7 protein-coding genes are annotated in these 14,650 nt (G+C 38.8%); all 7 read left to right on the plus strand.

What is annotated here, in order from left to right:
* Nucleotides 1–2: 2 nt before the first annotated feature.
* The 7 genes from J0871_RS04520 to J0871_RS04550 all read left to right on the plus strand — a co-directional run bounded on the left by J0871_RS04520 (nt 3) and on the right by J0871_RS04550 (nt 14,533).
* Nucleotides 3–2,771, plus strand: a complete 2,769-nt coding sequence (locus J0871_RS04520) for a triple tyrosine motif-containing protein (protein ID WP_208223776.1) — start codon at nt 3–5, stop codon at nt 2,769–2,771.
* A gap of 240 nt (nt 2,772–3,011) precedes the next feature.
* Nucleotides 3,012–6,038, plus strand: coding sequence for a TonB-dependent receptor (locus J0871_RS04525; protein WP_208223778.1), 3,027 nt, complete (start codon nt 3,012–3,014; stop codon nt 6,036–6,038).
* An 11-nt stretch (nt 6,039–6,049) separates the two neighbouring features.
* Nucleotides 6,050–7,513, plus strand: a complete 1,464-nt coding sequence (locus J0871_RS04530; protein WP_208223780.1) for a RagB/SusD family nutrient uptake outer membrane protein — start codon at nt 6,050–6,052, stop codon at nt 7,511–7,513.
* A gap of 12 nt (nt 7,514–7,525) precedes the next feature.
* Nucleotides 7,526–9,580 (plus strand): hypothetical protein, encoded by a 2,055-nt coding sequence (locus J0871_RS04535; protein WP_208223782.1) that lies wholly within the window; start codon nt 7,526–7,528, stop codon nt 9,578–9,580.
* A gap of 11 nt (nt 9,581–9,591) precedes the next feature.
* A complete protein-coding gene (locus tag J0871_RS04540; protein ID WP_208223784.1) occupies nt 9,592–11,238 on the plus strand; it encodes a family 16 glycosylhydrolase in 1,647 nt (548 codons plus the stop codon).
* Nucleotides 11,239–11,495: 257 nt separating this feature from the next.
* Nucleotides 11,496–13,772, plus strand: a complete 2,277-nt coding sequence (gene bglX / locus J0871_RS04545) for a beta-glucosidase BglX (protein ID WP_208223786.1) — start codon at nt 11,496–11,498, stop codon at nt 13,770–13,772.
* A gap of 2 nt (nt 13,773–13,774) precedes the next feature.
* Nucleotides 13,775–14,533 (plus strand): glycoside hydrolase family 16 protein, encoded by a 759-nt coding sequence (locus tag J0871_RS04550; RefSeq protein WP_208223788.1) that lies wholly within the window; start codon nt 13,775–13,777, stop codon nt 14,531–14,533.
* The last annotated feature ends 117 nt before the right edge of the window (nt 14,534–14,650 follow it).

Consider the following 14,650-nt stretch of genomic DNA (forward strand, 5'->3'; position numbering starts at 1 on the left):
CTATGCGTTTACTTGCTCTCTTTTTCTTTTTTAGCTTTAGCCTGTTTGCTCAGGAGCTGCCGCCAATTACCAATTTTGACCCCGGAATTTACAATGCCGGCAATCAAAACTGGATGATGACGCAAGCAGATAATAATCATATTTATATAGCCAATAACCTTGGCTTACTCTCTTTTAACGGTGAACATTGGAATTTACACAAGGTGCCAAATGCCAGTGCGGTTCGCTCTGTGTTAGCCAAGGATAAAACAATTTATACCGGGTCTTATATGGATTTTGGTTATTGGGACACAGACGAAAAAGGAGAACTTAATTATACCAGCCTAAAAAATCTTTCTGACGAAAAAATCCTTGACGGCGAACAATTTTGGCATATTGAAGCGCTGGAAGAATATATTATTTTTCAAAGTTTACGTCGGCTTTATAGCTATAACCGGGAAACCGAAGAAATTAATACAATTAATGCCGGTAATATTATCTCCAATTTATTTAAGGTAAATAATAAACTTTACTACCAGGTTGCAGAAGACGGACTTTACACCATAGACAACGGAAGCATTGAACAGGTTATTTCTAATGCAAAAATTAAAGACAAACCTATTGTAGGCCTATTTCCTTTTGAAGAAAATAAAATGCTTGCCGTTACCCGTGATGACGGACTTTTCACTATTGAAAATTCTAATTGGGAGCCTTTTCGGTTTAAAGATTATCCTTTAAATGAAAGTATTTTTACCGCAAAATTGCTGGAAGACCAAACCCTTGTTCTAGGAAGTATTGGTAATGGGCTGCACGTTTATAACCTGGCAACTTCACAAAACTACCAATTGCTCCAACCGGTGATTAATAATAATACGGTTTTATCAATTTTAGAAGATAAAGCAGGTAATATTTGGGGCGGGCTGGATAATGGGCTTGTACTTATTAATCGCAAAAGTCCGTTTAGGTTATTCACCGATATTTCGGGAAAAGTAGGCACGGTTTATTGCAGTCATCAATTTGGGGATAATTTGTATTTAGGTACTAATCAGGGTTTGTATCTTAAAATTGGAACTTCAAATACTTATGAACTCATTCCCGGCACTAGCGGGCAGGTATGGAGTATTAATGAAATTAAAGGTAAACTTTACGCAGGGCATGACCGCGGAATTTTTGCAATTGAAGAGAACAGTGCAACCCATATTTCTGATGGCCCCGGGGTCTGGGAAATAAGGGAATTTAAAAACGGACTGCTGCAGGGGCATTACGACGGAATTAGTTTTTGGGAAGAAGGAAATGTTGAAAATGATCCCGTTTATTTAGCAAATTTCGATCTTTCTTCGAGAAATTTAGTGGTACAGAACGATTCTACTCTTTGGGTGGGCCACGATCATAAGGGAGTTTTTAAATTGAAAATTAATGCTGAAGTAAATGAAGTTTTAGACCTTGAAAACTACAGCGTATCCTACGATGGCGGTATGGGGCTTAAAGTCTTTCAGTTTAACGGCGCTATCTATTATTCTACTGAAGATGAAATTTATAAATATGAATCAAAAACTGACACCTTCAACCTTGAAAATGAATTAAATAATTTAATTCAGGAGCAAAGAATTAGCGGAATTTCCCACGTTTTACCCGATAATACCTGGTGGGGATTTGGTGAAGACAATCTTTTATATGTTACCCGAGATGCTTTTCAGGATAGGTTAAGCGCAAAATCGGCAGCTATTCCCTTAGAATATAGGAGTATTGCGAAGGGTTTTGAAAATATTTCCCTCATTGGGGAAAGTGAATATTTGGTGGGTTCTAATGTCGGCTATACTATTTTTTCTACCCCTTTAGATTTGCCTTCTATGGAGCAACTTAATATAAATAAGGTTTCTACTGCTGCGTTGGAAGAGAAGTTTAAAAGTCACAAGTTAGACCTTAATCAATTAGAATTACCAAATTCGGTTAATAATATCAATTTTGAATTTAGTATACCGGTCTATTCCAAACTTGCAAAACCGGTATATAGTTATAGAATTAAAGGCTTTAGTACGGGTTGGAGCACGTGGCAGCGCGACGGTAGCGCAACTTTTGAAAATCTTCCGGCGGGAGATTATGTATTTGAAGTACGTGGTAAATATAATAACAGTATAAGTGAAATAGCCACTTATGCATTCACTATAGCTTTACCCTGGTACGCCACCACGGTAGCAATTGTAGTTTATATTTTACTTTTCTTATTGCTCATTTTTATCTTGCATAAAATTTACACGGGATATTACAGAAAACAGCGGGAAAGATTATTGGAACAGAATAAAAAGAAGCTGGAAATACGGCAATTAGAATCGCAACAGGAGATTATTACACTTCAAAATCAAAAACTGGAATCTGATGTGGCTTCTAAAAACCGGGAATTAGCGGCCTCCACAATGAATATTATTAAAAAGAATGAATTTCTTACCCAGCTTAAAAACAAACTGGCAGAAGCCAATAAGAAGGAAGATATTCAGGAGGTGATTTCTATTATTAATAAGAATATTGCCGAAAAAGATAACTGGAAACTTTTTAAAGAAGCTTTTGATAATGCCGATAAGGATTTCCTGCAATCGGTAAAAAAAGAACATCCTAACCTAACTTCTAACGATCTTAAACTTTGTGCTTATTTAAGGCTCAATTTATCTTCAAAAGAGATCGCTCCACTGCTTAATATTTCGGTGAGAAGTGTAGAAATAAAACGATATCGTTTGCGTAAGAAAATGGATTTAGAGCATGATCAGGGGTTGGTAGAATACATCCTTAAGTTTTAGTGCCTTTACATGAACGCATTCTTCCTCAACATTACCACAACATTTTATATAAACCACAGAAAATCAATATTTAGCTTAAAATAATTATAGGCTGCGTATTCATTGATTTTAGTGGGTTTTGTATGCATATTTCTCAAAATTCCCCGTATAATTTTTCCTGTATACTATTTGTAAGGGTGATTTATTATTGCTGTTAATGCTTTCTTAATACATTGATTTCCGAATTTAAATCATCAACAAATGAATAAAATACTCGTACTAATTTTGTTTTGCATAGGAACCTTTTCCTTGCAGGCACAAACCTTTTCTGTTTCGGGAATGGTAGATGAAGCTGATACCGGACTTCCACTCCCGGGTGTAAATATTATTGTAAAGAATACTTCTAATGGAGTGGTTACCGATTTTGATGGAAATTACACCATTAATAACGTTTCAGCCGGAGACGTTTTAGTATTTTCTTATGTGGGGTTTCTTCCGCAGGAAGTTACTGTGGGAGAAAATCAGAATGTAATAGATGTTACATTAAAAACAGATGCTGCTGCTTTAGAAGAAGTGGTAGTAATTGGTTATGGAACCCAGCAGCGTAAGGATATTACTGGTGCAGTTTCTGTGGTTTCCAATGAAACTATTGAAGAACTTAATCCTATTAAAATTGAACAGGCTCTGCAAGGTACTGCAGCCGGGGTGAATGTTACTCCATCTTCTGGAGCACCGGGAGCAGGAATTAATGTAAATATTCGTGGAATTGCTTCCAATAGTGAGAACGGTCCGCTAATTCTTATAGACGGTTACCAGGGCGATTTAAACACCATAAACCCTAACGATATTGAATCTATTTCTATCCTAAAAGATGCGCAAGCCGCAATTTATGGTATCGCAGGAGCTAATGGGGTGGTTTTGGTAACTACAAAATCTGGTAAAAAGAATACCGCTCCTACCGTACAGTATGATGCTTATGTAGGAATGCAGGAAACTTCAAGAAAATTACCACTATTGAATGCCACAGAATATGCTTTAATTTTAAATGAAAGTTATGCCAACAATGGCCAGGCTTTGCCTTATCCCAATGTTAGCGATTTAGGTAGAGGTACAAATTTTCAGGACGAGGTTTTTGATACTTCTCCAATTATGAGTCATAACCTTACCTTAAATGGAGGTTCCGAAAAAGTTACTTACTCTTTTGGGGTTTCACACCTTGACCAGGAAGGAATAATTGGGGCTGAAAAATCTGATTTTCAAAGAAGCACCGCGAGATTTAATATTGGGGTAGATATTTCAGATGAATTTAAGTTTACCGCCAATTCAATTTATACAAGTCTAAACCGCAGATCTATTAACGAAAATGGCTTAGGTTCTGTTTTATTTAACGCCTTGAATATTCCGTCTACATTTAGCCGCGACCAGGAAGATTTGGAAGGAAGATTAGGAAACGAGATTATTAATCCGCTTTCACAAATTGAAAATACTTTTAATGACTATAATCTTAATAAATTCAACGGTTCCTTCAGTCTGGATTATACGCCGATAGAAGAATTGACCTTCACCTCCAGAATTGGTTACAGTCTATCTAATTCAAAAGGAAAAGATTTTGCGCCAATTATAGATTATGGACCGGGAAAGGTTTTTAATAATGTTCGTAGTACGGTAAACCAAAACCGAATTAACGATAATTCTTATACCTATGACCTTTTTGGGACTTACGAGAATACTTTTAATGAAACACACCATTTAACCGGTACTGCCGGGATGACGGTAATTAGAGACTGGGGAGATGGTTTATATGCTACCGGGTATGATGTTCCTAATAACTCCTGGGACTTTGCTGATATTAGTCTAACTACGGGAACAAACGATGGTTTGAACAATAGCGCTTATAAATATGACATTAGAAAGTTATCTTTCTTCGGAAGGCTACAGTACGATTATCAAGGAAAATACCTTGTTTCTGGTATGCTTCGTAGAGATGCTTCTACAAGATTTGGCCCCGAAAACCGTGTAGGTTATTTCCCCTCAGCAACGGCTGGATGGATTCTTTCTGAAGAAGATTTCTTAGAAGATTCTAATGTAATTTCATTCTTAAAATTAAGAGGAAGTTTTGGTATTCTTGGTAATGATGAAGCCGGTGGAGCAGAATTCTATCGATCATTATTAGATGGTGAAGCTACTTATGTTTTAAATGGAAGTTTAGTAAACGGTACCGCTTTAGGTAGAATTGCAAATCCCGGGGCGGGCTGGGAAGAAGCCGAAAAAACAAACATTGGTATAGATCTTAGGCTTTTTAATAACAGAGTTGATATTGCAGCCGATATTTTTAGAGAAGATCGTAAAGATCTTTTGGTAGCAGGAATTCCTGTTTCGGGGATTTTTGGTGGTGGCGCACCGGGATCTGGCGCTCCAACTATAAATGCTGGAACTACCCGAAATGAAGGTTTTGAATTTGCTATTAATTATAAAGAAAATTTTGGCGATGATATTCGCGTTGGAATTGGTTACAATGCCACTTTCTTAAGAAATGAAGTAACCGCGGTAAATGGAACCGAATTTCTTCCCGGCGGACAGTTTGGTGTGGGACAACCACAACCGGCACGTTTCCAGGAAGGTTTCCCAATTGGTTATTTCTACGGATATGAAACTGACGGGATCTTCCAAAATCAGGCAGAAGTAGATGCGCATCCTTCACAGGAGACTTTAGGTGCAGCAGCTTCTCCAGGAGATATTCGTTATGTAGATACAAACGGGGACGGAGTGATAAATGTAGACGACCGTACTAATATTGGCGATCCTATTCCTACAGCTACAATGGGCTTAAATCTTAATTTCAATTATAAAAATTTCGATTTCACGGCATATACCTACGCTTCTTTAGGAAACGATATGGTAAGAAATTACGAGCGTAATCAGCCAAATGTTAACCGTCACGCTTATTATTTAGAAAGATGGACAGGGCCGGGGACCAGTAATGAGGTACCTCGAGTAACTACAGGTGCTACCTCTAATGTTGCTTTCTCAGATTTTTATGTAGAAGATGCTTCTTACGCAAGAATTCAAAATGTTCAGTTGGGATATAGCCTTCCTGAAACATTTTTAGAGCAGGTAGGTATAAACCGCTTAAGAGTTTATGCTTCGGTACAAAACCTTTACACTTTTACAAACTACAAAGGTTTTGATCCTTCGGCCTCTACCGGTGAAGCTATTGGTGGCGGAATTGACTACGGATTCTACCCTGTACCAAGAATTTTCCTTGCAGGTTTAAACCTTAACTTTTAAAAAATCGCACAATGAAGAGATATAACAACATATTCAATAAAATGCTTCTTCTGCTCCTGCTGGCTTTCAGTTTTGGTTGCAGCGAAGATTATTTGGAAAAAACCGAAGAATACAATATAGATTCTGAGAATTATTTTAATTCTGAAGAAGATTATTACAACGCGTTAATTGGCGTTTATGATATTCTGCAATCTACTTACGTAAACGTATTACTGGGTGAAATTGCTTCAGATAATACACTAAGTGGAGGTGAAAGCGCCAATGACGTTATAGGCTTTCAACAAGTAGATGAAATGACGCACACTCCCGTAAACGATAACCTGGACGATGTTTGGGATTGGAATTTTGCCGGTGTACAACGCGCAAACTATGTTCTGGAATTTCAGGACAAAACAGATTTTGAAGGTCGCGAAATGATTATTGCTGAAGTTCGCTTTTTAAGAGCTTATTTCACTTTTGAATTGGTAAAATGGTTTGGACCAATTCCAATAAAAGGAGATGAGCGTTTTGTGTTGGGAGACGAGAATTCTGTACCAAGAGCTTCTACTGAAGAAGTTTACGCACAAATTGAAAGCGATCTACAATTTGCTATAGAAAACCTTAATTATACCGCACCTGAAACTGGTCGCGCAACCAAAGGAGCTGCAATGGCTTTACTTGGTAAAGCGCATTTGTATCAGGAAGAATTTGATGAAGCTGCAGATGTATTGACAGATTTGATCAATAATGGTCCTTATGCTTTAGCAGATTTTGAAACACTTTTTGAACAGGAAGGCGAAAATAACGAAGAATCTGTTTTTGAAGTACAGTATACAGGTGAGGAAGGAGCAGGTTTTGGGTGTTTACAATGTAGTGAAGGTAATGTTGCCGTAGGTTTCCAGGGAATAAGAAATTATTCGGGTCCTGTTTTTGAACCTGGTTTCAGTTTTAATGTTCCTACCCAGGAAGCATACGATTTGTTTTCAGAAGATGATATTCGTAGAGATCTTTCAATTTTAGATATAGAAGCCTGGGCAGCCGAAACTGGTGCAACTTATGCTGAAGGTTACAAGCATACCGGTTATTTTAACCGAAAATATCTTCCAAGAGAAAACGATAATGTAGGTGATGCTAACCTTACCCAGCCTAATAATTACCGTTCTATTCGTTACGCCGATGTTTTATTGATGGCTGCTGAAGCCCTGAACCGTGGTGGGATAGACGATAGTGAGGCTAGAACTTACCTTAATGAAGTTCGTGAGAGAGCAGGATTAGATGGCGTAGATGCCGCAGGAAATGCTCTTACCGAAATTATCTACGAAGAAAGAAGAAAAGAATTAGTAGGCGAAGGTCACCGTTTCTTTGATTTGGTAAGAACCGGCAGAGCCGTAGATAACATTGAAGGATTTACTGCAGGGAAAAACGAACTTTTCCCTATTCCATTAGAAGAAATAGAATTTTCTCAGGGTAACTGGGAGCAAAATCCGGGATACTAAAACATTAGAATTATGAAAAGACATTATAAAATAATTTTTGCATTCCTTCTTGCTCTCCCATTTTTTGGCTGCGAGAGTGATGACGATGCCCTTGTAGATCTTGAGCAGGTACAGGCACCGGCAAATTTGGGTGCAACATTTCAAATAACTCAAGATAATTCCGGTTTGGTAGAGATTACCCCAACCGGTGAAGGAGCTGCGGTGTACACCGTAGATTTCGGTGATGGTTCTGCTCCTGCAGAAGGGATTAAAGTAGGAGAAGCTGTAGAACACGTTTATGCAGAAGGTGAATATGAAGTAGAGGTTACCGGGACTAATATTAACGGTAAAATGGCTTCAGGAATTCAGCCTTTAACCGTTTCTTTCCTTGCTCCAGAGAATTTGGAAACTGAAATTGTAAAAGATGCCAATAATAATTATTTGGTAACTGTTTCAGCCAGCGCTACAAATGCTGCAATGTTCGAAGTTTATTTTGGTGAAAACGAAGATGAAGAGGCAACTCTTCTTATGCCGGGAGAAACTGTTTCTTATACTTACAGTAGTATAGGTACTTACAATGTTCGCGTAGTTGCCCTTAGTGGTGGTGTAGCGACTACTGAAGTTACTGAAGAAATCAGTATTACAGATCCGCTTTTCCTTCCTATAGATTTTGAATCAGAAACGCTTAATTATACTTTCAATAATTTTGGGGGAGGCGAAGGAACAGGAGCACCGGTAATTGATAATCCAGATGCATCTGGTATAAATACCAGTGCGAGAGTAGCTTCTTATACTAAACCTGCAGGTTCTGAAATATGGGCCGGAACCACTATTGGATTAGATGAGCCAATAGATTTTTCTTCAGATAAATACATTAGTGTAGATGTATGGTCGCCGGCGGCCGGAACTCCGGTTATTTTTAAGATAGAAAATCTTGATGATGCCGATCTTTTTGTTGAAAGTACTGTAGAAACTACAGTTGGCAATGCCTGGGAAACCCTGACTTTTGATATGTCGGCGGTAGATACAAGCATTGATTACGGTAGACTGGTGCTATTCTTTAACTATGGAACTCCAGGAAATGATGAGACGTATTATTTCGATAATATTCAAACAACCACTTTAGAACCATTAAAACTTCCTATAAATTTTGAATCTGAGAACCTTACCTATGCGTGGGGCGGATTTGGTGGCGCAGGCGCAGGTGTGATAGATAACCCAGATATGTCTGGAATAAACACCAGTGCTAAAGTTACCGAACTTTCTAAAGGAGATGGATCTGAAGTATGGGCAGGGGTTTCTTTAAACCTGGACGAAGCTCTAAGTTTTGAGAACGGAACTACGGTTAAAATGAAAACCTGGTCTCCAGAAGCTGGAGTGCCGATCCTGTTGAAGTTTGAAGACTCAGATTCAGCACCAGACAATAACGGAAACCCTTCAGTATTTGTTGAGGTAACTCAAAATACTACGGTTGCTAATCAATGGGAAGAACTTTCTTTCGATCTAAGCACTTTTGACGCTTTTAACGAAAGTGTAGGTTATGACCGTTTGATCGTATTCTACGACTTCAACAGCCCTGGTGAAGGTACTAGCTTTTACTTTGATGATGTAACAATTGGCGAGGTACAAACCGAATATATTTCACTTTTTAGTGATGTTGCCGATGATGTGGCAGTTGATACCTGGAGAACTAGCTGGTCTATTTCAGACTATGAAGAAGTAGAATTTGACGGAAAACTGTCTAAACATTATTTCAACTTAGATTACGTTGGAATTGAAACAATCGCCAGTCCTATAGATGCTTCAAATATGACGCATTTCCATACCGAATTCTATACCGATAACGCTACTGTTTTTAGAGTGAAGTTGGTGGATCTTGGTCCTGATGGTGTTTTTGGAGGAGGAGACGATTCCGAATCAGAAGTTGTTATAGAGAATCCTGCTCAGAATGAATGGGTAAGTTTGGATATTCCATTATCAGAATTTGAGAACCTTGATGGGATGACCAATATTGGACAGCTTATTTACTCTGGTTTACCAGCTGGAGGAGTTAATGTTTATGTGAACAACATTTATTTTCGTAATTAAAAAGCATAAAAATGAAAAATATATTTAAAACAAGTCTTGCGGTACTTTCGCTGGTTTTTTTCAGCGCCTGTTCCAACGACGATTATGATATAGGTGATATTACCACACCTTCTAACCTTAGTGTTACCGCTGCAGTAGTAGGGCAAACTGAGGAGATGCCTAATGGCGACGGTAGTGGAGCGGTAAGTTTTAGCGCCAGCGCCGATAACGCCATGACCTACAAGTTTATTTATGGCGATGGTTTTGAAGAAGTTTCTGCTTCTGGAGAAACCACCCATAGTTTTAACGAGAACGGTGTAAATGATTATACAGTAACAGTTGTGGCATCGGGTACAGGAGGAGCTTCCTCGAATATGACCACCACCGTAACTGTTTTTAGTGATTTCAGCGATCCGGAAACTAAGGAGTTACTTACCGGCGGAAGTTCAAAAACCTGGTATGTAGCAGCTTCACAGCCGGCTCACTTGGGTGTGGGACCAAGCGCTGGAGAAGGATTCACGGCTCCTATATATTACGCAGCTGCTCCTTTTGAAAAAGCTGGCGCAGAGGTTAGTTCTTGTTTCTATACCGATGAAATGACGTTTAGCCTGAACGAAAATGATAACATAGTTTATAATTACAATAACAATGGGCTAACCTTCGTAAATGTAGCTTACACCGGTGATTTTGGTGGAGATGGTTCTGAAGACCAGTGTCTTGATTTTAGTAATACTGGAGACTTTAGTGCTTCTCTTTCTCCTTCAACTTCAGGATTGCCAGAAGATGCTACTACCGGTACGGTAATTAACATCGCTGGCGGTGGAACGATGAGCTACTATGTAGGTTCAAGTTCTTACGAAGTTCTTAATATTACACCAACTACAATGGATGTTAGGGTAATACCGGGTAACGATCCTGCTTTGGCGTGGTATTTAAAATTCACCACTTCCCAAGGCGGAGAAGAAGAGCCTGAAGAATTTCAAACCGAATATGAGAACCTCGTTTGGGAACAGGATTTTGATACCGATGGCCCTGTAGACAGCAGTATCTGGAATTTTGAGATCGGTAATAATAATGGTTGGGGAAACCAGGAATCTCAATATTATACCGAGGATAACGTAATAATAGAAAATGGAAACCTGGTAATTACTGCAAAGGCAGAAGAAACCAACGGCTTTGATTATTCGTCTTCCAGAATAACTACAAAAGACAATTTTGAATTTCAATACGGAAGAGTAGAAGCTCGTGCTAAGTTACCTGAAGGTGCCGGTACCTGGCCTGCAATTTGGATGCTGGGAGCTAATTTTGAAGAAGTTGACTGGCCTGCTACCGGGGAGATAGATATTATGGAGCACGTGGGAAATCAGCAAAATGAAATTCACGGCACACTTCATTATCCCGGTCGTTCTGGTGGCAATGCAGATGGAGGCTCTATAGAAGTTGAGGGTGTTAGTGATGAATTCCATACGTATACCATGGAGTGGTCTCCCGAAAGAATTCTGTTTCTTGTAGATGGTGAAGTTTATCATACTTATGCGAACAATCCCGATTCGCCATTTAATAAAGACTTCTTTATTATTCTAAATGTAGCGATGGGCGGTACTTTTGGCGGAGAAATTGATCCGGAATTTGAGGAAAGCTCCATGGAAATTGATTACATAAGGGTTTATCAAGAGTAACAAAACTTATAATAAGACTGCCTGATTACTGTTATTGTTTTCTGAATTTACGGTTGAAGATTATTTGTTTGTAGGTCACAAACTTAACTTCTTAAACACACTTCAGGCAGTTTTTTTATTCGCTAATAGTATGTTCTCGCTTTAATGCCGGGAGTGGTGAGACCTGCCCAAATTATTAGATGGGCTGTGCCTCGCAATTAAATTTTATTTTCCAATTAAACCTCCTGGGTCTTTCCCGAGGTAGATTACTTCAAATTATGAAAAAACTAAATTTATTAGGGTTTTTCCTGTTAGGCTGTTTTATGGTCAAAGCACAGGATTCAACTATAAAAAGTTCGGTTAAAAATGTAGAAGCCAAAGTAGATTCGGTTTTAGCGTTAATGACCCTCGAAGAGAAAGTAGGACAACTTGTACAATATAACGGGAGTTGGGATCTTACGGGACCTGCTTCTGAAATGAATAATAAACAAAAGGAGGAAAATCTAAAAGCCGGAAAAGTAGGCGCTATGCTTAATGTACTTTCGGTAGATGCCACCAGGGAAGCACAAAAGCTGGTAATGGAAAACTCCCGACTTCAAATTCCTTTAATGTTCGGGTATGATGTAATTCACGGCTATACTACAATTTTCCCTGTGCCGCTGGCAGAAACAGCAAGTTGGGATCTTGAAGCAATGGAGAGAACAGCAGAAATTGCAGCATTAGAATCTGCGGCTAACGGGGTGAACTGGACTTTTTCGCCTATGATAGATGTTTCTCGAGATGCGCGTTGGGGAAGAATTATGGAAGGTTCTGGGGAAGATCCTTATTTAACTTCCAAAGTTGCGGTAGCCAAAGTAAAGGGCTATCAAAGTGAAGATCTTGCAAATCCGCGTAGTATAGCCGCTACAGCCAAGCATTTTGCAGGTTACGGTTTTGGTGAAGCAGGCAGGGATTATAATACGGTGCACATTGGAGAGAACGAATTGCATAATACTATTCTTCCTCCATTTAAGGCAGCGGCCGATGCAGGAGTGGCTACTTTTATGAATGCTTTTAATGATATAGACGGAATTCCTGCAACCGGTCATAAAACCCTTCAAAGAGATATTCTTAAACGAGATTGGGACTGGAACGGATTTGTAGTTTCAGATTGGGGTTCTATTCCAGAAATGATTGCTCACGGAGTTGCAAAAGATAAAAAAGAAGCTGCTAAAATCGCCTTAAATGCCGGTAGTGATATGGATATGGAAGGTGGCGCTTACGAGTCTAGCCTGGTAAGCCTTGTTGAAGAAGGAGAAGTAAGTGAAGATTATATAGATGATGCGGTGAAAAGAGTGCTAAGGGTAAAATTTAAACTCGGACTTTTTGATGATCCTTATTTATATTCTAATGCCAATCTTTTAGACCAGATATCTTTTGAAGAACATAAAGCTGTAGCTCGCGATGTAGCTAAAAAATCTATTGTGTTGTTGAAGAATGAAGAAAACTTACTCCCAATAAAAGAATCGGTTCAAAATATTGCGGTTATTGGTCCATTGGCCGATGATAAAGATACGCCAATAGGAAACTGGAGAGCACAGGGAGAAGCGAATTCAGCTATTTCGCTTTTAGAAGGTTTAGAAAATAATATTAGTGAAGATGTAAAGGTCACTTACGCGAAAGGCGCAGATCTTGGCGTTGGAGAACGAAGTTTTTTAATGCCTTTGGAAATTAATAAAACCGATAAATCTGGATTTGAGGAAGCTATTAAAACCGCTTCAGAAGCCGATATGGTAATTATGGCACTTGGTGAGGATGCATTTCAAACCGGTGAAGGTAGAAGTCAGGTAGAAGTTGGTTTAGCCGGAGTTCAGCAAGAATTACTTGAAGAAATTTATAAGGTGAATCGAAATATTGTTTTGGTTTTAATCAACGGTAGGCCTTTAGAAATTACCTGGGCTTCAGAAAATATTCCGGCTATAGTCGAAGCCTGGCAATTAGGTTCAGAAAGCGGAAATGCAATTGCCGATGTATTACTGGGAGATTACAATCCTTCAGGAAAACTTCCGGTTTCATTTCCACGTGCCGTAGGCCAGGAACCGCTTTATTATAATCAAAAAAGTACGGGAAGACCAACCAATCCCACACATGTGACTTATTCAGGATACACCGATGAAAAGAAAGATGCCCTTTATCCTTTCGGATTCGGACTTAGTTATACCAATTTTGAATATGGAGATTTACAACTTTCTTCAGAAGAAATGGAGGTAGAAGGAACTATCCAGGCAAGTATAACTTTAAAAAATACCGGTGACGTAGAAGGAAAAGAAATTGTTCAGCTTTACTTAAGAGATCTTGTAGCGAGTACTACGCGCCCGGTTAAGGAACTTAAAGGGTTTGAAGCGGTAAGTTTAGCTCCCGGGGAATCTAAAACAGTCACTTTTGAAATTAATGAAGAAATGCTTCAGTTTTATAACGCCAATAGAAAATGGGAAGCTGAAGCCGGGGAATTTGAGGTTTTTATAGGAGGAAATTCTAGAGATCTTCAAAAAGCTACATTCAGTTTAAAAAAATAAAGATGAAAACAAAAAATATAATATTGAGCGCGGTTTTATTGGCGGGTTTGCAGGTTTCTGCTCAGGAATTGATTTGGGAAGAACATTTTGAAGGTGATTCCCTAAATATGGAGAACTGGAGCTACGAAACCGGTGACGGCTGTCCCGATCTTTGCGGCTGGGGAAATAACGAACGCCAAATTTATAGCAAAGATTATGTAGAGGTAAAAGACGGGAATTTAGTCCTTACCGCCGATAAGGTTGGTGATAAGTATTACAGTGGAAAAGTAAATACGCAGGATAAATTTGAATTTCAATACGGTACCGTTGAGGTTAGAGCAAAATTACCCGATGGCCACGGACTTTGGCCTGCAATCTGGATGTTAGGAAATAATATAAATGAAGTAGGCTGGCCAGCTTCAGGTGAAATTGATATTATGGAATTTGTAGGCAGGCAACCAGATACTATCCATAACGCACTACACACCCCTGCAAGTCACGGTGATACCGAAAATATTAAAACCACGCCGGTTAAAAACGCTACTTCAAAGTTTCGTGTTTTTAAAATGAATTGGACTGAAGATGCGATCACTTTTTATATTGACGGTGAAAAAACCTATACGTTTTCTCCTTCAGAAAAGAATGAGGAAACATACCCATACAGGCATCCGTTTTATTTCTTACTGAATCTTGCAGTAGGCGGTAATTTTGGTGGGCCAGAAGTTGACGATTCTATTTTTCCGAAGCAGTTTTTAATAGATTATGTAAAGGTTTATAAATAAAAATTACCCCCTTTTTTAGTAAGGCCGGCATACCAGTAGCGTATGCTGGCCTTTTATTTTAATGAATTGGCTGGAGATTAATAATTTATGTATATTTTACAGATATTTTAAATCCTA

It is taken from the genome of Salegentibacter sp. BDJ18, from assembly GCF_017579965.1.
Taxonomy (GTDB): domain Bacteria; phylum Bacteroidota; class Bacteroidia; order Flavobacteriales; family Flavobacteriaceae; genus Salegentibacter.

Coding starts and splice junctions, on each gene's coding strand:
- J0871_RS04520 (WP_208223776.1), top strand. CDS start 3: ATGCGTTTACTTGCTCTCTTTTTCTTTTTTAGCTTTAGCCTGTTTGCT.
- J0871_RS04525 (WP_208223778.1), top strand. CDS start 3,012: ATGAATAAAATACTCGTACTAATTTTGTTTTGCATAGGAACCTTTTCC.
- J0871_RS04530 (WP_208223780.1), top strand. CDS start 6,050: ATGAAGAGATATAACAACATATTCAATAAAATGCTTCTTCTGCTCCTG.
- J0871_RS04535 (WP_208223782.1), top strand. CDS start 7,526: ATGAAAAGACATTATAAAATAATTTTTGCATTCCTTCTTGCTCTCCCA.
- J0871_RS04540 (WP_208223784.1), top strand. CDS start 9,592: ATGAAAAATATATTTAAAACAAGTCTTGCGGTACTTTCGCTGGTTTTT.
- bglX (WP_208223786.1), top strand. CDS start 11,496: ATGAAAAAACTAAATTTATTAGGGTTTTTCCTGTTAGGCTGTTTTATG.
- J0871_RS04550 (WP_208223788.1), top strand. CDS start 13,775: ATGAAAACAAAAAATATAATATTGAGCGCGGTTTTATTGGCGGGTTTG.